Origin of the sequence: Dankookia sp. P2 (genome assembly GCF_050632255.1) — a bacterium.
Lineage (GTDB): Bacteria > Pseudomonadota > Alphaproteobacteria > Acetobacterales > Acetobacteraceae > Paracraurococcus.
On record NZ_CP192581.1, the window covers coordinates 1,697,340 to 1,717,425 of the forward strand.

At 72.0% G+C, this 20,086-nt stretch carries 19 protein-coding genes; 7 read left to right on the forward strand and 12 right to left on the reverse strand.

All coding sequences use genetic code 11. The features are described 5' to 3' along the window. Nucleotides 1–345: 345 nt before the first annotated feature. The 7 genes from ACQ86J_RS10160 to ACQ86J_RS10190 all read right to left on the reverse strand — a co-directional run bounded on the left by ACQ86J_RS10160 (nt 346) and on the right by ACQ86J_RS10190 (nt 7,818). A complete protein-coding gene (locus tag ACQ86J_RS10160) occupies nt 346–1,566 on the reverse strand; it encodes an MFS transporter (protein WP_431271009.1) in 1,221 nt (406 codons plus the stop codon). 245 nt (nt 1,567–1,811) lie between these two features. Beyond that, the gene (locus ACQ86J_RS10165) at nt 1,812–2,798 is read right to left on the reverse strand and encodes a branched-chain amino acid ABC transporter permease (RefSeq protein WP_431271010.1); all 987 of its coding nucleotides are present in this window, start codon (nt 2,796–2,798) and stop codon (nt 1,812–1,814) included. Beyond that, a complete protein-coding gene (locus tag ACQ86J_RS10170; RefSeq protein ID WP_431271011.1) occupies nt 2,795–3,649 on the reverse strand; it encodes a branched-chain amino acid ABC transporter permease in 855 nt (284 codons plus the stop codon). The genes ACQ86J_RS10165 and ACQ86J_RS10170 overlap by 4 nt, the downstream gene beginning before the upstream one ends. Before the next feature lie 3 nt (nt 3,650–3,652). After that, nucleotides 3,653–4,393: an ABC transporter ATP-binding protein gene (locus ACQ86J_RS10175; RefSeq protein ID WP_431271012.1), complete on the reverse strand. Its 741-nt coding sequence runs from the start codon at nt 4,391–4,393 to the stop codon at nt 3,653–3,655. Continuing rightward, nucleotides 4,390–5,148, reverse strand: a complete 759-nt coding sequence (locus ACQ86J_RS10180) for an ABC transporter ATP-binding protein (protein ID WP_431271013.1) — start codon at nt 5,146–5,148, stop codon at nt 4,390–4,392. The genes ACQ86J_RS10175 and ACQ86J_RS10180 overlap by 4 nt, the downstream gene beginning before the upstream one ends. Nucleotides 5,149–5,200: 52 nt before the next feature. Then, nucleotides 5,201–6,535, reverse strand: a complete 1,335-nt coding sequence (locus ACQ86J_RS10185) for an ABC transporter substrate-binding protein (protein WP_431271014.1) — start codon at nt 6,533–6,535, stop codon at nt 5,201–5,203. 185 nt (nt 6,536–6,720) lie between these two features. Beyond that, nucleotides 6,721–7,818, reverse strand: coding sequence for an RsmB/NOP family class I SAM-dependent RNA methyltransferase (locus tag ACQ86J_RS10190; protein ID WP_431271015.1), 1,098 nt, complete (start codon nt 7,816–7,818; stop codon nt 6,721–6,723). Between the two features lie 266 nt (nt 7,819–8,084). Here ACQ86J_RS10190 and ACQ86J_RS10195 point away from each other — a divergent pair, with 266 nt between their 5' ends. The 4 genes from ACQ86J_RS10195 to ACQ86J_RS10210 all read left to right on the forward strand — a co-directional run bounded on the left by ACQ86J_RS10195 (nt 8,085) and on the right by ACQ86J_RS10210 (nt 10,980). Beyond that, nucleotides 8,085–9,413 (forward strand): ArnT family glycosyltransferase, encoded by a 1,329-nt coding sequence (locus tag ACQ86J_RS10195; RefSeq protein ID WP_431271016.1) that lies wholly within the window; start codon nt 8,085–8,087, stop codon nt 9,411–9,413. Next, nucleotides 9,317–9,760 carry a hypothetical protein gene (locus tag ACQ86J_RS10200; protein WP_431271017.1) on the forward strand — a complete coding sequence of 148 codons (444 nt, stop codon included), beginning with the start codon at nt 9,317–9,319 and terminating at the stop codon, nt 9,758–9,760. The genes ACQ86J_RS10195 and ACQ86J_RS10200 overlap by 97 nt, the downstream gene beginning before the upstream one ends. Before the next feature lie 10 nt (nt 9,761–9,770). After that, complete coding sequence (locus tag ACQ86J_RS10205) at nt 9,771–10,367, forward strand: DedA family protein (RefSeq protein ID WP_431271018.1); 597 nt, start codon at nt 9,771–9,773, stop codon at nt 10,365–10,367. Nucleotides 10,368–10,524: 157 nt separating this feature from the next. Then, complete coding sequence (locus tag ACQ86J_RS10210; RefSeq protein ID WP_431271019.1) at nt 10,525–10,980, forward strand: cytochrome b; 456 nt, start codon at nt 10,525–10,527, stop codon at nt 10,978–10,980. A 23-nt stretch (nt 10,981–11,003) separates the two neighbouring features. Here ACQ86J_RS10210 and ACQ86J_RS10215 read toward each other — a convergent pair whose 3' ends face one another. After that, a complete protein-coding gene (locus ACQ86J_RS10215; protein ID WP_431271020.1) occupies nt 11,004–12,026 on the reverse strand; it encodes a cyclase family protein in 1,023 nt (340 codons plus the stop codon). Between the two features lie 86 nt (nt 12,027–12,112). Then, nucleotides 12,113–13,498, reverse strand: coding sequence for an aminotransferase (locus ACQ86J_RS10220; RefSeq protein ID WP_431271021.1), 1,386 nt, complete (start codon nt 13,496–13,498; stop codon nt 12,113–12,115). A 108-nt stretch (nt 13,499–13,606) separates the two neighbouring features. On the opposite strand from ACQ86J_RS10220, the gene ACQ86J_RS10225 reads away from it, so the two are divergent. Next, on the forward strand, nt 13,607–14,839 hold the full coding sequence (locus ACQ86J_RS10225) for a TRAP transporter substrate-binding protein (RefSeq protein WP_431271022.1): 1,233 nt from the start codon (nt 13,607–13,609) through the stop codon (nt 14,837–14,839). Next, nucleotides 14,832–16,043, forward strand: coding sequence for an MFS transporter (locus ACQ86J_RS10230; protein WP_431271023.1), 1,212 nt, complete (start codon nt 14,832–14,834; stop codon nt 16,041–16,043). The genes ACQ86J_RS10225 and ACQ86J_RS10230 overlap by 8 nt, the downstream gene beginning before the upstream one ends. Before the next feature lie 19 nt (nt 16,044–16,062). Here the strand turns inward: ACQ86J_RS10230 and ACQ86J_RS10235 are convergent, their stop codons facing one another. Then, on the reverse strand, nt 16,063–16,785 hold the full coding sequence (locus tag ACQ86J_RS10235; protein ID WP_431271024.1) for a Crp/Fnr family transcriptional regulator: 723 nt from the start codon (nt 16,783–16,785) through the stop codon (nt 16,063–16,065). A 455-nt stretch (nt 16,786–17,240) separates the two neighbouring features. Between ACQ86J_RS10235 and ACQ86J_RS10240 the strand changes: the two genes are divergently transcribed. Next, nucleotides 17,241–17,969, forward strand: a complete 729-nt coding sequence (locus ACQ86J_RS10240; protein ID WP_431271025.1) for an HD domain-containing protein — start codon at nt 17,241–17,243, stop codon at nt 17,967–17,969. Between the two features lie 285 nt (nt 17,970–18,254). Here the strand turns inward: ACQ86J_RS10240 and maiA are convergent, their stop codons facing one another. Together maiA and ACQ86J_RS10250 are read right to left on the reverse strand one after the other, a co-directional pair. Continuing rightward, nucleotides 18,255–18,887 (reverse strand): maleylacetoacetate isomerase, encoded by a 633-nt coding sequence (gene maiA, locus ACQ86J_RS10245; RefSeq protein WP_431271026.1) that lies wholly within the window; start codon nt 18,885–18,887, stop codon nt 18,255–18,257. 2 nt (nt 18,888–18,889) lie between these two features. After that, complete coding sequence (locus ACQ86J_RS10250; RefSeq protein ID WP_431271027.1) at nt 18,890–20,062, reverse strand: acyl-CoA dehydrogenase family protein; 1,173 nt, start codon at nt 20,060–20,062, stop codon at nt 18,890–18,892. Between the last annotated feature and the right edge of the window lie 24 nt (nt 20,063–20,086).

Genomic DNA, 20,086 nt, shown 5'->3' on the forward strand with positions numbered 1-20,086 from the left:
GCACCGGCGGCCCGCCCCTACCCTGCGGGCCTGGGTGCCGCATCCGCGGCCGGATCGGCCCCGCTGGGTCCGAGCCGATGGCGGGCAGGTCTGTCCGCCACCCGTCAGCCACCGCCTCGGGTGGTCCCGCCGGCGCCGGCGAAGATCCGCTCCGCAGCACGCGGCCACGATACGCCGCGGCCCGGGCCGGGGTGTGGGAATGGTCGTGGCCGAGCGCCACGGCGAGGTCGCCCTTCGCCGCATTCGTCTCGATCCGCAGGATCGCGGCACCGACCCCGAGATTGAAGCAGGCGTCGCCGACCAGGCGGTCGCGCAGGTGCCCGATAGGCGCCAGCGGCCGGTCCGTCAGGCCGGCTCGAGCCGCCCCGCCCGCAAGCGCGGCAGCGGCGGGAAGGTGAAGGCGATGGCCACGGCCCCGAGCCCGATGGCCAGGGAGCTGAGATGCATCCCCGCATAGCTGCCGAAACGATCGAAGATCCAGCCGCCGACCGCCGGCCCGGTCGCCATGCCGAGGCATGACACCATGGTCGCCGCGCCGAACACCGTGCCCATGATGCGCGGCCCGAAATAGTCGCGCGCCAGCACGGCATAGAGCGGCATGACCCCGCCATAGGCGAGCCCGAAGACCGCCGCGACGGCATAGAATTCCCCGAGGCCGCGGGCCGGGAGGAAGGCGCCGATCGCCAGCGCCTGCAGCAGCAGGCCGCCGATCAGCACCGGCTTGGCGCCGTGGCGGTCGGCGAGCACGCCGAGCAGCAGGCGTCCGCCGAGCCCCGCCAGTCCCTGCAGGCTGTAGACGCTGACGGCGGCCATGGCGGACAGGCCGCAGACCATGGCGTAGCTGACCACATGGAAGATCGGCCCGGCATGGGCGAGGCAGCAGGCGAAGAAGGTGGCGGCCAGCACCAGGAATTGCCGGCTGCCGAGCGCCTGCCGCGGGGTGGGGCCCTCGCCCGCCACAGCGCCCGCCCCACCGGCCATGCTTCCGCCCGCCAGCGTCAGCGCCGGCGGGCGGCGGAGCAGCAAGGCCGCCGGCAGCAGGACGGCCCAGGCCACCAGCCCGATCACCAGTTGCGCGGTGCGCCAGTCATGGCCGGAAAGCAGCCATTGCGCGAAAGGCGCGACCGTTACCGGCGCCATGCCGAGCCCGGCGGAGACGAGCGAGACCGCGAGCGCCCGCTGGCGGTCGAACCAGGCGCTGGCGGTCGCCATCATGGGCGCGAAGAAGGCGCCGACCGCGGCGCCGAGGAACAGGCCGTAGACGAGTTGGAAGGCGAGCAGGCTCCTGGCCTGGCTGGCCAGCACCAGGCCGGTCCCCAGCAGGATCCCGCCGGCGATGCCGACGATGCGCGGACCGTGGCGGTCGCTGACCCAGCCCCAGAAGAAGGCGCCGCCCCCCATAGCCAGGAAGGCGATGGTCATCGCGGCGGAGATGCCGGTGCGCGACCAGCCCGTGCCGTTGGCGATGGGATCAAGGAAGACAGCGAGGGAGAACATCGACCCCATGCCGATGCAACCCATCAGCGCCCCGACGGCGACGATGACCCAGCCATAGTGTCGTTCCATGCGCGTTCCCTCCCGCAGGGTCCGTGCCGGAGGGCAGCGGCCACCGCTTCGGCCGCATCGTCCCAGATCGCGGCCGCGCCGCAAACCGTCGCATCGCCTGGGGACCGATCACCGGCGGCCCGGAGGCGGCGGACGCCACCTTCGGGCACGCGCGCCGATCCGGCGCGGGAAGTCGAGGGCATCCCTGGCCTTCCCGGACCCATGGGCCGGACCGCCCTGCCGCCCGGGCGTCGAGGGCCCGGCGCTCAGGCCGTCGCCTCTCCCACCGCCTTCTTCGCCGCCGCCGGCTTGGCGCGCCGCTCGAACAGCCCGGCGATGCCGCGTGGCAGGAACAGCATGAACAGCACCAGCAGCAGGCCGTAGACCAGCGGCGCGCCGCCGGTGAATCTGGTGCCGAAAGCGATGCGCAGCCCTTCCTCCAGTCCTATGGTGATGGCGGCGCCGATGGTCGGGCCGAAGGGCGCGTACATGCCCCCGGCGATCGCGCCGAAGACGATCTGCAGCGAGATGCCGAGGCCGGCCAGCGATTCCGGGTTCAGGTATTGCCGGTATTGCGCGGTCAGCGCCCCAGCGGTGGCGGCCAGCGCCACCGAGATCACGGTGACCTTCATCTTCTCCCGCGTTACCCGGATGCCGATCGAGGCGGCGGCGTCCTCGTCCTCCGAGATCGCCGCCAGCGCCTTCGAGGACATCGAGCGGTCGAGCAGCCGCCAGGCCAGCAGCCCGGCGGCCCAGGCCGCCAGCGAGAGCCACCAGAAGCCGGTCTTGTCGAACTGCATCGCCAGGAAGCCGCCGCCCGGCGGCGCCTGGGCCGGGGTCATGCCGAGTGATCCGCCCGTGATGTCGCGCATGGCGACGATCAGGATGCGGACGATCTCGCCGGCGGCCAGGGTGACGAGCGCGAAGTAGTGGCCGACGACGCGCAGCCGGAAAGCCGGGTAGCCCAGCAGCATGCCGATCACCACCGCGACGCCGACACCGACCGGGATGCCGATCCAGGGCGTCAGGCCGAGGCTGTTCCAGAGGATGGCCATGGTGTAGGCCGCGGCGCCGAGGAAGGCGCCATGGCCGAAGGAGACCAGGCCGTAGCGCCCCATCATCGCCCAGCCGGTGCCGGCCAGCGCGGTCAGCACCATGGTGATGAGGACATGCATGACATAGTCGGGCGGCGAGAGCAGCGGCAGCGCCAGCAAGGCGGCCAGCGCCACCGCCGGCAGGACGTAATCCTTCATCGCGCGAAAAGCCCCTGCGGCCGGATGAACATGGTGACGATGAAGAAGGCGAAGGCGATGACGTAGGAGAATTCCGTCGTCCCCCAGAAGCCGCCGACCGAGATGATCAGCCCCATCAGGAAGGCCGCGAGAAACCCGCCCAGCATGTTCCCGAGCCCACCCATGACGCAGATCATGAAAGTGATCGGCCCGAAGGACAGGCCGACGAAGGGATGGACGTCGAGCTGGACCACCAGCAGGCAGGCTGCGAGCCCCGCCAGCGCACCGCCGACCGCGGAGGCGATCAGGTAGATCCGCCGCGGGTCGACACCCATCAGCGGCATCACCTCCCGGTCGCGGGCGATGGCGCGGATGGCGGTGCCGACATAGGTGAATTCCAGGAAGGCCCAGAGCACGCCGGCGCCCAGCAGCGCGGCGCAGAAGGCCGCCAGCTTGGTGCCGCTGACGAAGACCTCCCCCACCTCCATCGGCGGCATGTCGACGCCGAGCGAGCGGAACTCGGTCGAGAAGATCAGGGTCGCCGCGCCCTGGAGGACAAAGAGCACGCCGCCCGTCGCCAGCACCTGGTTGATCGGCGGCGAGGTCAGCAGCGGCCGCACCACCAGCCAGTGCAGCGCCAGGCCCAGCGCCGCGATGATCGGCAGGCAGGCGGCGAAGGCCAGCCAGAGCGGCCAGCCCAGCTGCGTGTAGAGGAACCAGACGGCATACATGCCGACCATCACCAGCTCGGCGTAGCAGAGCCAGACCACGTCGACCACGCCGAAGACGAGGTTGAGCCCGAGCGCCGGCAGGGCGAAGACGCCGCCGAGCAGGATGCCGTTGACCAGGGCCTCCAGGAAGAACGGATCCATGATTCAGTGACCACCCAGGTAGCTGCGGCGAATGGCGGGATCGGCGGCGAGCTCGGCGCTGCGCCCCTCGGCGGCGACGCGCCCGGTCTCCAGCACATAGGCGCGGTCCACCACCCGCAGCACCTGCGCCACGTTCTGCTCGACGATCAGCACCGTCAGCCCTTCCTGGCGGATGCGGCGGACCAGCTCGAAGACCTGCTGCACCACGATGGGCGCGAGGCCGGCCGAGGGCTCGTCCAGCAGCAGGATCTTCGGCCCCGACATCAGCGCGCGGCCGATCGCGCACATCTGCTGCTCGCCGCCCGACATGGTGCCGGCCAGCTGGTGCCGGCGCTGCTTCATCTTCGGGAAGAGCTCGTAGACATGGTCGCGCCGCGCGTCGAAATGCGCCCGCGCCGCGCGGGTGAAGGCGCCGACCTTCAGGTTCTCCTCCACCGTCAGATGAGGAAACAGCCGGCGGTTCTCCGGCACATGAGCGATGCCCAATCCCGGAAGCTCGTGCGGCGGCACCTGGGTCAGGTCGCGCCCGCCATAGCGCAGCGTGCCGGCGCGCGGCCGGATCAGCCCGGAGATGACGCGCAGCAGCGTGGTCTTGCCGGCGCCGTTCGGGCCGACGACGCCGACCGCCTCGCCCGGCTCGACCCGAAGGCCGACGCCGAACAGCGCCTGGAAATCGCCGTAGCCGGCCTGGATGCCGGAGAGCTCCAGCGTCGCGCCGGGGGATGTGGACAGGGCGGCACTCATGCTGCGCGTGTCTCCGGCGGGCCGAGATAGACCTCGGCGACCTTGGGGTCGTCCTGGGCCTCGGCCGGCGTGCCCTTGAAGATGACCGCGCCGTGGTCGAGCACCACCACGCGGTCGACGACGGACAGAAGCACGCCCATGATGTGCTCCACCCAGACGATGGTGATGCCGCGCTCGTCGCGGATGCGCTTCAGCATCTCGGCTGCCTGGCGCATCTCTCCGGTGTCGAGCCCGCCGAGCGATTCATCCGCCAGCAGCAGCTTCGGCTGGGTCGCCAGCGCCCGGGCCAGTTCCAGCTTCTTCAAGCCCGCGGCCCCCAGCCCATGCGCGGTCGCATGGGGATCGTCCGGCAGCTGCGCCAGCCGCAGCGCGTCGCGCGCGCGGCGCTCCGCCTCGGCCTTGTCGATGCCGCCGCCGGCGCCGAAATGCGCCGCCAGCATCGCGTTCTCCAGCAGCGACAGGCCGCGGAAGGGGCGCGGGATCTGGAAGGTACGGCCGATGCCGCGCCGGCAGCTTTCATCCGCCGTGCAACCGGCGATCTCCTCGCCGGCCAGCTTCACCGACCCCGCGGTCGGCTTCAGCATCCCGGCGATGCAGTTGAAGGTGGTGGACTTGCCCGAGCCGTTCGGCCCGAGCAGCCCGAGGATCTCGCCCTGCGGCACGCTGAAGGAGACGGCGTCGACGGCGGTGAAGCCGCCGAACTTCTTCGTCAGGCCCTCGACCTGCAGCAGCGGCGTCCCGGCCCCGATGACCACAGCGCCGGACGGCGCGGAGGTCTGAATCGGTGCCGCAAATGCGCCCGACACCTCAGGACTTCAGCGCATAGGGGTTCTCGGGCGGCAGCGGCATGACCGGCTCGCGGCCGATCTGCGAGGGCCAGATCACGTGCGACTTGGCGTTCTCGAACTGCATCACCACGCAGATGCTGCGGGCATTCTGCCCGGCCATGACGTCCTCGGGCGGGTTGAACTTCACGCCATAGCCCTGGATGGTGCCGCCGAGCGGGATATCCACCTGCAGCGCCGCTTCGCGCAGCGCGTCGGCGCTCATCCCGCCGGTCTTCCGCACCGCCGGCTTGAGGACGTGCTCGAGGAAGATCCAGGTATTGTTGAAGCCCATCGAGGCATGCGGCGGCAGGTCGCGCACCTGGTGCTTCGCCGAGTATTTCTCGACGAAGGTCTTCGCCAGGTCGGCGACGCCGGGCTGCAGCTTCGACCAGTCGAGCATCTGCGTCGCCGCCGGGTCGGCGTTGCACATGAACTCGATGTCCTTGCCGAAGGTGTCCCAGAGCTTGTCGATCTGCGACCAGCCGGCGCCATGGCCGAACAGCATCCGGAACCGCAGGCCGCCCGAGCGCGCCTGGCGCAGGAAGAGCGTGATGTCCGGGTTGTAGCCGACCTGGTAGACGATGTCCGGCCGCTCGCGCCGCAGCTTCGTGACGAGCGTCGAGAGGTCGGGCGTCGTCGCCGAATAGGCCTCCTTCAGCACCAGCGGCATGTTGCGCTTCTTGGCATTCGCCTCGATGGCGCCGGAGACGCCGGTGCCGTAGGGCCCGTCCTCGTAGATGCAGGCGAGCTTCACCTTCTCGGGCGGCATGCCGAGCTTCTTCTGCGCCTGCTCGGCGACGACCGAGACGGTGCCCTCGGCATACTGGTCGGAATGCACGGTCGGGCGGAAGACGTACTGGAAGTGCTTGTCCTTCAGCACCGCGGTCGCAATCGCCGAGGTGATCCACATGATCTTCTTCTGCGCCTCGAACCGCCCGGACAGCGGGACGGCATGGGCCGAGGAGTAGATGCCGGTGACGACCTCGAGCTTCTCCTGCCCCAGCAGGCGCTCGGCCTCGTTGATGGCGACGTCGGCCTTGCTCTGGCTGTCGGCCGAGACGCCGACGACGGGACGGCCATCGACGCCGCCGCGCTCGTTGAACAGCGCGATCGCCAGCTCGCCGCCCTGGAACAGCGGCACGGATCCGGCGCCGGCGAAGGGGCCGGAGAGATCGGTGAGGATGCCGACGCGGAGCGGATCGCCGCCGCGCGCCGGGGCGGTCTGCGCCCGCGCCGTGGCCGGCACGCTGGCGGCGAGGCCAAGGCCCGCCCCGGCCTGGAGGAGCGTACGGCGCGATGACCCGCTGTTGGACATGCCTGTCTTCCTTCCCTGAGCCCTTGCCGCGGCATGCGGGACGCGGCGGGGGAAGGCTGTGCGACGCGGGGATGGCCCCGCGCTGCTGCGTCCCTCCGCCGTGCCTTGCTGCGCGCGGCTTGTGTATTGCGGGAAGGAGAAACTGCCGGCGCCACCGCGTCAAGCGGCAGCGGCCGGCGCCGGCATCATGGCTTGCGGAAGCGCGCCACGAAGAAGCCGTCCATGCCGCCCCGATCGGCCCAGATGTCCGGCCGGGTGCGCAGCGTGCCGGCGGGCGTGATCGCCTCGGCGAGGCCCGGCACCTCCTCCGGCCGCACCGGATCGACCGCGAGGCCGAGCGCCGCCGCGGCGGCGAGATGCGCCTCGCCCTCCTCGGCCTGCAGCGAGCAGGTGGCCAGCACCAGCCGGCCGCCCGGCGTCAGCCGCTTCGCCGCCGCAGCCAGCAGCACCCGCTGCAGCTCGGCCATCGCCGCGATGTCCTTGGCGCGCTTCAGGTAGGGCACGTCGGGGTGCCGGCGGATGGTGCCGGTGGCGCTGCAGGGCGCGTCCAGCAGGATGGCGTCGAAGGTGGCGCCACCGGCATCCCATTGCACCGCGTCGGCCACCACCAGCTCGGCCGGCAGCTGCAGCCGGGTCAGGTTCTCCCGCAGCCGCGCCGCCCGCTTCGGGTCGCGCTCCACCGCCGTCACGGCGGCGCCGGCGGCGGCGAGCTGCGCGGTCTTGCCGCCCGGCGCGGCGCAGAGGTCGACCACCCGCTCCCCCGGCCGCACCGCCAGCAGCCGGGCCGGCAGGGCGGCGGCGGCGTCCTGCACCCAGAAGGCGCCCTCGGCGAAGCCGGCCAGCTCGGTCACCCGCGTCCCGGCCGGGTAGCGCCAGGTCCCGGTCGGCAGCATCTCGCCGCCCTCGGGCGCCTCGGCGCCCGGCTTCAGGCTGAGGTCGAGCGGCGCCTCGATCCGATGCGCCGCGGCGATCGCCCGCACCGCCGGCCCATAGGCGGCGTGCCAGGCGGTCCAGAGCCAGCCCGGGGTGTCGCGCCGCTCGGCGTCCAGCCCCTCCAGCGCCGCCGGCCCGGCCTCGGCCACCTTGCGCAGCACCGCATTGACCAGCCCGGCGAAGGGCGCGGGGACAAGGTCCACCGCGCTGCCGACCGCGGCATGGGCGGGGGTGCCGAGCAGCAGCAGCTTCGCCGCGCCGATCCGCAGCGCGTTGCGCACCGTCTCCGGCGGCTCCTTGCGCAGGAAGGGCTCCAGCACGGAATCAATCGACCCGGCCCGGCGCAGCACCGCCGCGGCGATCCGGTGGGCGGCCGCCTTGTCGCGCGGGGAGACGGCGGCGCCCGGCCGCGCCTCCCCTTGCCGCGCACCCGGTGCGGCTTGCCGTCGGTTGGCAGCGCGTCCAGCGCCTCCTCCAGCGAGCGGTGGCGGAGGATGACGGCGTCGAGCAGGGCGGCGGCGGCGCGCCTTGCGGGGCTTTGCGGAGGATTGGCCATGAAGCCGGGGTTTATGGCCCCCGGGCGCCGCCCATGCTAGTCCGCGCGCCCATGGATCTCATGGCGCCATCGCGTACCGACCGCTCCCTCGGCGCCCTGCCGGAGGCGCTGCAGCGCCGGCCGCGCCTGGCGCTGGTCCTGCTCTGCCTGGCCTTGTGGCTTCCGGGCTTCTTCACCCTGCCGGCGACCGACCGCGACGAGGCCCGCTTCGCCCAGGCGACGAAGCAGATGCTGGACACCGGCGACTATGTCCGCATCCGGGTCGGGGAGGAGGAGCGGAACAAGAAGCCGGCCGGCATCCACTGGCTGCAGGCGGCATCCGTCACGCTGGTCGAGGCGGCGCATCTCGGCACCCGCCGCGACATCTGGGCCTACCGGATCCCGAGCCTGCTGGGCGGGATGCTGGCGGTGCTGGCGACCTTCCACTGGGGGCGGTCGCTGGTCGGCCGACGTGCGGCCCTGCTGGGGGCGGCCATGCTGGCCTCCTCCCTGGTGCTGGTGGCCGAGGCGCATATCGCCAAGACCGATGCCGCGCTGCTCGCGACCGTCGCCGCCGCCATGGGGCTGTTCGCCCAGGCCTATCTGCGGCCGGAGCATTTCACCGCGAAGCAGGCGGCCGGCTTCTGGCTGGTGCTGGGGGTGAGCATACTGCTGAAGGGCCCGGTCGGGCCGATGGTGCCGCTGCTGGCCGGCATCACCCTGGCGGTCGCCGACAAGGGCGCGCCCTGGCTGCGGGCGCTCCGCCCTGGCTGGGGCCTGCCGCTGATGGTGGCCGCTGCGGCGCCCTGGTTCGTCGCCATCGGCATCGCCACGGAGGGCCGCTTCTTCGAGCAGGCGGTCGGCGGCGACATGCTGTCGAAGATCGGCAGCGGCGAGGAGAAGCATGGCGGCCCGCCCGGCTTCTACCTGCTGAGCTTCGGCATCGCCGCCTTTCCCGGCGCCTGGATCGTGCTCTGCGCCCTGCCGACCGCCTGGCGCGACCGGCTGAACCCGCCGACCCGTTTCCTGCTGGCCTGGATCGTGCCCTCCTGGCTGGTCTTCGAGGCAGTCTCGACCAAGCTGCCGCACTACACCCTGCCGATGTACCCGGCGCTGATGCTGCTGGGCGCCGCCTGGGCGATGGACCCGCTGCGCCGACTGCCGGCGCGCTGGTGGCGCTGGTTCGCGCTGGCGGCACTGGGGCTGGCGGCGCTCGGCCTGGCCCTGGCGGCGGGGCCGCGGGCTGGTTCCTGGTGCGGAATCCGCTCGGGGCGGCGCTGCTGCTGCCGCTCGGAGCCCTGCTGGTCTGGGTGGTGGCGCGCAACGCGGCGCGCGGCGCCTGGGGCCGCGCCGGGCTGCTCGGCGCGCTGCTCGCCGTGCCGCTCTATGCCGCGGTGCTGGAGGGGATAGTGCCGCGGCTCGAGCCGCTCTGGATCGCGCCGCGCCTGGCCGCGCTGCTGCACGACCAGGCGCCGGGCCTCGCCTCCCGCGATTTCGGCATCACCAGCCACTCCGAGCCTTCGGTGCTGTTCGCAGTGGGCGGCGGGACCAGCCTGCTGCGCACCGGCGGGGATGCCGCCCGCTTCCTGGCCGGCGCGCCGGGCCGGGTGGTGGCGGTCGGCGACCGGGCGGAACGCGACTTCCAGCGGGAGGCGGCAACCCTGGCACTCGCCTTGCAAGAGATTGGGGAGGTGACCGGATTCAACTATACCAGGGGGCGCTGGGTCACCCTCATGCTCTTCCGGCGGGCACCATGATCGGCAGGCGATGATCGACTGGGTCACCAACCTCGTTGCTGCGGGCGGCCTGTTCGGCGTCTTCGCCCTGATGCTGGCGGAGAACCTGTTCCCGCCCCTGCCCTCCGAGATGGTGGTGCCGCTGGCCGGCTTCGCCGCGGCGCGCGGGCAGATGTCGCTGGCCGGGGTGATCCTGGCCGGCATTGCCGGCTCGCTGGTCGGCAACGCAGTCTGGTTCGAGCTCGCCCGCGCCTATGGGGCGGAGCGCATGTACCGGATGATCGACCGGCTGCACCGCTTCACCCGGCTGGGGCGGGAGGAGATCGGCCAGGCCGAGGCGGCGCTGCGGCGCAACGGGCCGGCGGCGGTCTGCATCGGGCGGGTGATGCCGGGCATCCGCACCGGCATCTCGATCCCCGCCGGGCTGGTCGCCCTGCCGCGCAGCGTCTTCTATCTCTGGACCACCATCGGGACGGCGATCTGGACCGGCGGGCTCGCGGTCGCCGGCTACCTGCTGGAGGACAGCTTCCACCTCGTCGGGGACTGGGCCGGCCCGATCGGCGCCGCGCTCGCGCTCTGCGTCTTCGCGCTGCTGGGATGGCAGGTCTGGAAGGCACGGCGCCGGTAGCCGGCCTTGCGTTGCCGCAAGGACCGGGCCGGGCGGCCCGGGCATCCTGCGCCGCATGGCAATGCGCGACACCTCGGCGGGCTACGGCACCCCGACCAAGCTGCTGCACTGGGGCATCGCCGCGCTGATCGCGGCGGCCTGACTGCTTGGCAATTTCATGGAAGACCTGCTGCCGCGCGGGCCGGCGCGGCAGGCGGGGCTCGACTGGCATGCCGGGCTGGGCGCGCTGGTGATGGGGCTGTCGATGCTCAGGCTGCTGTGGCGGGCGGCGAACCTTCGGCCCGTTGACCCGCCTGGGACCCCGGCCTGGCAGGCGCGGGCGGCGCATCTGGCGCATGGCGCGCTCTATGCAACGACGCTGGCGGTGCCGCTGACCGGGATCCTCGAGCCGCTGGGCGCGGGGCCGTCCCTTCGCGCTCTTCGGCCTGATCCCCATGCCCGCTCCCTTCACCCCGCCCTTCGGCCACTTCTGGGGGAGGCGCATGAGCTGCTGGCGCACCTGCTGCTGCTGGTCGTCGCGGCGCATGTCGCCGCGGCGCTCTGGCACCATCTGGTTCTGCGCGACGGGGTGCTGCGGCGGATGCTGCCAGGGGAAAAGCCGGGACGCGGCTGAGGGCCGGGCCCCGGCAGCGGAGCTCAGCGGATGGCGATGGGGTTGATGATCGCCTGCACCGCGCCCTTCAGCAGCGGCTGGCCCAGCACGAAGAGGAACTCCTTCGCCTGGTCGCGCGCGAGCGCCCGGGTGTCCATGACCTCCAGGATATGGATGCCGTTCTTCGCCAGCAGGGTCTGGTGGCCCTCCCAGACGCGGTTGGGATTCTTGAAGGGCACCGCCCCGACGCCCCAGGTGTCGGCGCCGACCGCGACCACGTTGAGGCTGGCGAGGTATTCCGCCGCGCCGTTGTCGATGCCCGGCTCGCCCTTGCCGAAGCGGGCGGGGTCGCGCTCCAGCAGCTCGACCCAGCCGGCATGGATCAGCACCACGTCGCCCTGCCGCACCTCGACGCTCTGCGCCTGCATGGCGGCGCGGAGGTCGTCGGCGGTGATGATCTCGCCCTCGTCCAGCATCGGCTTGCTGCGGGCGCGCGCCATGTCGACCGGCACGCCGCGGGTGACCGTCGGCGGGATGGTCTCGACGCCGAGCTTCGTCACCCCCGTGGTGCGCATGAAGTCACGCGCGTGGTTGCCGTTGTAGAAGGTGTTGTCGATGCCGAGATGGGCGAAGCTGTCGATCTGGCTGCCGACGCCGAGCCAGCCGACGAACATGTCGTCGGCATAGGACACCTTGTTCTCGGACGGCACGATGGCGCCGCCGAGCTGGTCGGGCATCATCACCGTGACCGAGGCGCTGCGCGGCAGATAGGCCGGGGTGTCGCGGCCGATGGGCACGCCGAGCCGGTAGACCTGGCCGCGGGTGACGAGCTTCGCCGCTTCCAGCACCTTCTGAGGGGTCAGCAGGTTCATCGCGCCGATCTGGTCGTCGGCGCCGTATCTGGACGAGAACCAGGTGCCGCCCGGGGCCGCCGCAGGCCTTGGTGCCGTGGTCGCCGCAGGCGCCTGGGCCCGTTGCGTCGGGCCGTGCTCGCCCGGGGGATGCGCCTGCCCCGCCCAGGGCGGCAGTGCCAAGGCGGCCGCGGCCGCCACGATCGATCTCCGCATTCGCGTTTCCTCCGTTCTTCCGGTCCCGGCCGGGACGTGCCGGCCAGGATGGAATTACTAAGAAACGCGAAGCGTGGGAGTCGCGCCTATTCGGCGGCCAGCCGGCGCTCCTGCAGCACGGCCCAGGCGGCGTCGAGCCCGGCGCGGAAGCGCGCGCACATCTCGCCGATCTCGGCGGCGGTGATGATCAGCGGCGGGGTGAAGGCGATGCGGTCGCCGATGGCGCGGACGATGAGTCCGGCTTCGTGACACTTCTCCTGCACCAGCAGCCCGACCTTGGCCGATGCCGGGAAGGCCTCCTTCGCCGCCTTGTCGGCCATCAGCTCGACGCCGGCGATCAACCCGACGCCGCGCACGTCGCCGACCAGCGGATGATCGCGCAGCGCCCCGAGCCCTTCGAGGAAGGCGGGCGAGACGCGCTGGACATGGCCGACCATGTCGCGCTCCTCGTAGATCGCCAGGGTCTCGAGCGCGACGGCGCAGGCCACGGGGTGGCCGCCATAGGTATAGCCATGGCCGAAGCTGCCGTTGCGCTTCGATCCCTCCAGCAGCGCGGCATGGATGGCATCCGAGATCAGCAGCGCCGAGAGCGGCTGGTAGGCCGCCGTCAGCTGCTTGGCGCAGCTCAGCATGTCCGGCTGGATGCCGTAGGTCTCGCAGCCCCAGTAATGGCCGGTGCGGCCGAAGCCGCAGATCACCTCGTCGGCGACGAAGAGGATCTCCGCCTTCTTCAGGATCGGCTGGATCGCCTCGAAATAGCCGCGCGGCGGGGTGATGGCGCCGCCGCCGCCCTGCACCGGCTCGGCGAAGAAGGCGGCGATGGTGTCGGCCCCTTCCCGGTCGATCAGCGCCTGCAGCTTCGCCGCCATGCGGGCGCTGAACTGCTCCTCGGTCTCGCCCGGCAGGCCGGCGCGGTAGTAGTTGGGGTTGCTGATGTGCAGGAAGCGGTCGCCGAGCGGCAGGTCGAAATCCGCCTGCATGTGCGGCTGGCCCGAGAGCGAGGCGGTCGCCACGGTGTTGCCGTGGTAGCCGCGGATGCGGCCGATGATCTTCTTCTTCTGCGGCCGCCCCGTGACGTTGTGGTAGTACCAGGCCAGCTTGATGGCGGCGTCGTTCGCCTCAGAGCCGCTGCACTGGAACATCGCGTGGTTCAGCCCGGCCGGCGCCACCGCGGTCAGCTTCTCCGCCAGCCGCACGCTGGGCACGTGCCCCTTCTGGAAGAAGGTGTGGTAGTAGGGCAGCGCCAGCAACTGCCTGTAGGCCGCATCCGCCAGCCGCTTCTCCGAAAAGCCGAGGCTGGCGCACCAAAGGCCGGCCATCGCCTCGATGTATTGCTTCCCCTCGGTGTCCCAGACATGCACGCCCTCGCCGCGGGCGATCAGCACCGCGCCGTCATTGGCATGGGCGCCGAGATCCGTCTGCTGGTGGACCATGTGGGCGAGGTCGGCGGCGTGCAGGCTGTTCGGGCGCATCGGGGAAACTCCAATCCGGCGGGCGCAGGCTATCGCCGGCGGCGGGGCTCGCGCTAGCCTCTCACGGCGATGGGCGCGTCAAGACGCCCGTCCGGGAAGGGATCGACCATGGACAGACGCTCCGTACTGAAGGCCGCCGCCGTGCCGGCGGCCGCAACAGGCCTTGCCGCGCCGGCGCTGGCGCAGGCCCGCCCCAAGATCACCTGGCGCCTCACCTCGAGCTTCCCCCGCAACCTCGATACGCTCTACGGCGCCTCCACCACCTTCGCCCGCATGGTCAGCGAGGCGACCGATGGCGACTTCACCATCCGCGTCTTCGCCCCGGGCGAGATCGTCCCGGCGCTCGAGGCGCGCGACGCGACCTCGAAGGGCTTCGTCGAGGCCAGCTTCACCGCGTCGTCCTACTCGATCGGCACCGACCCGGCCTTCATGTTCGGCACGGTGCTGCTCTTCGGGCTGAACAGCCGGCAGCAGATGGCGTGGCTGTACGAGATGGGCGGCAACGACAAGCTGAACACCCTGCTCTACTCGAAGTACAACGTGCTCTGCTGGCCGCTGATCAGCACCGGGGCGCAGATGGGCGGCTGGTTCCGCAAGGAGATCAAGTCGCCGGAGGACCTGAAGGGGCTGAAATCCCGCATCGGCGGCCTGGCGGGCCATGTCTTCTCCCGCCTCGGCTCGGTGCCGCAGCAGATCGCCGCCGGCGACATCTACCCCTCGCTCGAGCGCGGGACGATCGATGCCGCCGAGTGGATCGGGCCCTATGACGACGAGAAGCTCGGCCTCTACAAGGTCGCGCCCTACTACTACTACCCCGGCTGGTGGGAGGGGACGGGCATCCTCTCGCTCTTCGTCAACAAGCAGAAATACGAGGAACTGCCGCCGGCCTGGCGCAGCATCCTGCAGACCGCGGCGGCGGCGACCACCTCGCTCGGCCTCGCCAAGTACGACGCGGTGAACCCGCAGGCGCTGAAGCGCCTGGTCGCCGGGGGCGCAGCTGCGCGCCTTCCCGCAGAGCGTGCTCGACGCCTGCTACGACGAGACGATGAAGATGCACGAGGAATACGCGAAGGCCGACCCGGCCTATGCCGAGATCTTCCGCGACATGACCGCCTTCAAGCAGGATGCCTACCAGTGGCTGCAGTTGTCGGAATACACCTTCGACAGCTACCAGATCCGCCGGCTGCGGCGCTGACACCCGGCCTGACCCATGCCCGGGGCGGGACGCTGCCCCGGGGACCCGCCGCTTCCCGGCCCCGGCCGCCTGGCCGATCCTGGCCACCGGGCCGGGACACCCCATCTACCCGGCAGGATGTCGAGGGAACGCCACCCCATGGATGAACCGGCAGCCCGGGCCTGGACCCCGGCCGAGTTCCGCACGCTCGGCCTGGTCTCCGCGGCGCATCTGGTCAGCCACCTGCACATCCTGGTGCTGCCGCCGCTCTTCCCGCTGCTGCAGGCCCGGCTCGGCGTCGGCTTCGTCGAGCTCGGCCTGGCGCTGACCGTGTTCAACATCGTCTCCGGCCTGGTGCAGGCGCCGATGGGCTTCGCGGTGGACCGCTTCGGCTCGCGCCGGGTGCTGGTGGCGGGGCTGCTCCTCGGCGCGGCGGCCTTCGTCGCGCTCGGCCTCGTCCCGACCTACCCGATGCTGCTGGCCGCCGCGGCGGCGCTCGGCCTCGCCAATCTGGTCTACCACCCCGCCGACTACGAGATGCTGTCGCGCGGCATCGGCGAGGCGCGGATCGGTCGCGCCTTCTCCATCCACACCTTCGCCGGCTATCTCGGCGGCGCGCTGGCGCCGGCGCTGATGCTCGGCGTCTCGGCCTATGGTGGGCTGTCGGCCGCGCTCTTCGCGGCCGGCGCGATCGGCGCCGCGGTGGCCCTGCCCCTGGCGCTGGCCGCCGACCCGGCCCCGGCGCCGCGCGCCGCCGCCAAGCCCAAGGCTGCCCAGGGGGCCGCTTCGGTCCTGACCCCGGCGGTCATCATGCTGACCGCCTTCTTCGCCCTGCTCAGCCTCTCGACCGGTGGGCTGCAGAACTTCTCGGTGGCGGCGCTGGTCAGCGGGCATGGCGTCGATTTCGGCCTGGCCAATGTCGCGCTCAGCGCCTTCATGCTGCTCAGCGCCTTCGGCGTGCTCGCCGGCGGGGTGGTTGCCGACCGCACCAGCCGGCACGGCGACGTCGCGGCGCTCGGCTTCGGGCTGACCGGGGCGCTGGTGGCCCTGGTCGGGCTGGTGCCGCTCGGGCCGCTGGCGCTGGTCGCGGCTCTGGGCGCGGCGGGCTTCCTCACGGGCATGATCATGCCGTCGCGGGACATGCTGGTGCGCGCCGCGGCGCCGCCGGACGCGGTCGGCCGGGTCTTCGGCATCGTCACCACCGGCTTCAACATCGGCGGGACGGTTGGGCCGATCCTCTACGGCAGCCTGATGGACCACGGCCAGCCGCTGCTGGTCTTCGCCGCCTCCGTCTTCTTCATCGTCGCCACCATGGCGATGGCGCTGGTTGGGGAACGGCGGGCCAAGCGCCCCGTCGCCGCGGCGGAGTAGCGCCGCCCGGCGGCGAGGCTCAGCCCTTCGCCTTGCCCTTGCCGGCATCGCCGGCCATCGCGCGGCGCAGCCCCTCGCGCAGCGCATCCGGCTTCGGCAGCAGGATGCTCTGCCGTGTCACCGTCGCCAGCCCTTCCCGCGACAGGGCGGAGAGCTCGCGCGACACCGCTTCCCGCCGCGCGCCGATCCGGGCCGCAATCACATGTTGCGCCGGCGGCGGGCTGATCCGCAGCTGCCCGTCCTCCCGCGGCCGGCCCAGCCGCAGCAGCTTCGCCACGAGCCGGTGCCGCACCGGCAGCACCGCCAGCTCCACGTTGCGCGCATCCAGCAGCCGCAGCCGCCCGGTCAGCAGCCGCAGCAACAGGAGCCCGGCGGAGGGCGTCTTCAGCACCAGGTCGAGGAAGGTGGCGCGCGGCAGGCAGCAGAGGACCGAGCTGTGCACCGCGGTGACATTGGCCGAGCGGCTGAGCCCGTCGATCGCCGCCATCTCGCCGAAGATCTCGCCGGCCCCGGCCTCGCCGAGGATCACCTCCTGCCCACTGGCGGAATGGACGGCAATCCGCACCGTGCCAGAGATGATCAGGAAGACCTCGTCCGAGGTGTCGTCGTAGTCGATGACCGCCTCGCCCGGCTGCACCCGGCGCCAGCGCGCCTGGCGGGACGCCTCGGCCAGCAGGGCCGGCTCGACGTCCCGCAGCATGGGGAAGCGGGTGAGCCGTTCGTCGTCGGGGCTCTGGGCCATGGGGTACGCGCTCTCGTTTCGCTGCCTAGGAGACGCCAGAGGCATCCTGGATGCAAGCCACGCTGTGCGGCAGCGCACATCGGCGGATGTTTCGCCGGCGGCATTCTCGTTGCAGACATCGATGAATGCCGCCTGATGATGGGGCGAGGGCCTTCCGGCCTCACCCTCGTCCGGCGCCGGGTCCCGCTCGATCGGCTTCGGCAGGGCGGAGGATGCATCGCCTCCATGCACGTTTAGGAGAATTATTAGCAATATTTATTTGGTTATGGTTGATGTCGCCAAGACGAGGCCCCGGTGCAGCTGCCCTTGTGCCATGCCAGGCCGGTCGTCCGGCGGCCCGACAGGAGTGACAGGACCATTCCCGCGCGCCATCCCACAACCGGCCGGACGCAGGCACAGGACCAGATGCGGCCGGTCCTCGGCGCCGGCCGGCACGGCGCGGCCAGGCTGGCGGCATGAACCGGCCGCGCGGCTTCCAGTCCCTGCTTGATGCGGTCGCCCTGCCTTCCGGCATCCGCGCCGACCTGCTGCGGCGGATGACCGCCCCCTGGCGCGACTATCACGGGCTGCAGCACCTGACCGTGCTCTGGGCCCGGCACCTGCGCTTCGGCCGCGCCGGGCCGATGCAGCGGCCGCAGGTGGCCCGGTTGATCGCTGCCGCCATCCTATTCCATGACGCGGTCCTGGTTCCCGGCGCCGAGGATAACGAGGCGCGCTCGGCCGAGCTCTGGGACCGGACGGCGCGCCGGCTGCGCGGCTTCACCGCGGCCGAGATCGCCTGGGTCGGCGGGACCATCCGCGCCACCGCAGACCACCTGAACGCCCCGCTGCCACGCGGCCCCGGCGGCGCGGCGCGGCTCTGGCTGCTCGACCTCGACCTCAGCCCGATCGGCGAGGAAGCGGCGGTGTTCGACCGCAACGGCCGCGGCCTGCGGGCCGAGGCGCGGCACCTGGACGATGCCGCCTTCGCCAGGGCGCAGCGGACCTTCCTGGCGCGGATCGGCGCCGCCCCGCGGCTGCTGCGCCACCCGCAACTGCATGCGGCCTTCGAGGCGAAGGCACGGGCCAATATCAGCCGCGAGATTGCGCCGCGCCCTGCCGCGCGGCTGACACTCCCCGCCGCGGACCTCAGCGCGTGCGGACCGGCGCCGAGACGCCGCCACCGCCACCGCCGCCCGCCGTGAGCGCCGCGGCCAGGGCCGCCGCGGCGGCCAGCGGCACCAGCGCCGCCGCTGTCGCGGCCGGCATCTCCGGCTCGGCCGGCGGCAGGGGCCGGACAGGTGCGCGGCGCGGCCCGGGCCGCGCGCGGCGCGACCGGCACGCCGCGGGCCGGCACGGCAACTGCCGTACCCTCCGGCACCACCAGCCTCTGCTGCGCCGCGGCCGGGAGCGCGAGGCTCAGCGACAGGATGATGGCACACCATCTGATCATTGCGCAGATGTGCGCAATTCGCGCCCGGGTTGCAAGCCTATTCGGCATCCGCCTGGCGTTCCGGCGCCGCCCCGGCGAAGGCCGGCAGCGCCAGGCAGGCAGCCTCGGCGGCGACCAGGCGCGGCATGGCGCCGAGCTCCACGCCGAAGCGGCGGGCGTTGTAGAACTGCGGGACCAGGGCAATGTCGGCCAGGCCGGGCGCCGTGCCGAAGCAGAAGGGTCCGGGCTGGTCGCCGACCAGCGCCTCGCAGGCGGCCAGCCCCTCGGCGATGGTGTCCTGGGCCCAGGCATTGGCGGTGGCCTGGTCATGGCCGAGCGCCTTCACCCGGTTCAGCACCTTGAGATTCTGCACCGCATGGATCTCGGCGGTGATCGCCTGGGCGAAGGCGCGGGACCGGGCGCGCAGCACCGGGTCGCGCGGCAGCAGCGGCGGGTCGGGGTGGGTCTCGTCGAGGTATTCGCAGATGGCGAGCGACTGGGTGAGCACGGTGCCATCCGCCAGCACCAGGGCCGGCACCAGGCCCTGCGGGTTCAGCGCCAGGTAATCCGCCGCCCGCTGCTCGCCGCGACGGAGGTGGCGGATGCGGCGCTCGGCCTCGAGCCCCTTGAGGTTCAGCGCGATCCGGACCCGATAGGCCGCAGTGGAGCGCCAGTAATCCCAGAGGATCATGGTTATCGCCGCCCCAGCATCGACCGGGCGACGATCAGCCGCATCACCTCGTTGGTGCCTTCCAGAATGCGGTGGACGCGGAGGTCGCGGACGATCTTCTCGATCCCGTATTCCGCGAGGTAGCCATAGCCGCCGAGCAGCTGCAGCGCGTCGTCGGCGACCTTCGAGCAGGTATCGGTGACGAAGCGCTTGGCCATGGCGCAGAAGGCGGTCGCGTCCGGCGATTTCGCGTCCAGCTTGGAGCAGGCGCGCCAGAGGAAGGTGCGGGCCACTTCCAGCTCGGTCTGCATGTCGGCCAGGCGGAACTGGGTGTTCTGGAAATCGGCGATCGCCTTGCCGAAGGCGCGCCTTTCCTGGACATAGCCGAGCGCGATGTCGAGCGCCGCCTGGGCGCCGCCGAGCGAGCAGGCGGCGATGTTCAGCCGCCCGCCATCGAGCCCGGCCATGGCGAAGCGGAAGCCCTGGCCTTCCTCGCCGAGCAGCGCCGCGGCGGGGACGCGGGCGCCCTCGAAGATCACCGCGCGGGTCGGCTGGGCGTTCCAGCCCATCTTCTTCTCGTTCGCCCCGAAGGACAGGCCCGGCGTCTCCTTCGGCACCAGCAGGGCGGAGACGCCGCCCGGCCCCTCCCCGCCCGTCCGCACCATCGTCAGGTACAGGTCGGAGACGCCGGCGCCGCTGATGAATTGCTTGCTGCCGTCCAGCACGTAGTCGCCGCCATCCCGGCGCGCCCGGGTCCGCAGCGCCGCGGCGTCCGAGCCGGAGCCCGGCTCGGTCAGCGCATAGCTGGCGACCTTCCGCATCGGGATCAGGTCCGGCAGGTACTGCGCCCGCTGGGCGTCGTCGCCGAACCGGTCGATCATCCAGGCGACCATGTTGTGGATGGACAGGTAGGCGGAGACGGTAGGGCAGCCCATCGCCAGCGCCTCGAACACCACCGCCGCATCGAGGCGCGTGAGGCCGGCGCCGCCGCTCTCCTCCCGCACGTAGAGCGCGGCCATGCCGAGCGCCGCGGCCTCGCGCATCTCCTCCACCGGGAAATGCCGCGCCTGGTCCCATTCGAGCGCCTTGGGCGCCAGGACCTCCCTGGCGAAGGCGAGCGCCGTCTCGCGCAGCTCGCGCGTGGCCTCGGGCAGGTCGAAGGCGGCGGCCGAGGGGCCTTGCGTGTCGAGCGGCATGGTATCTCCTCCGGTCGGCGATAT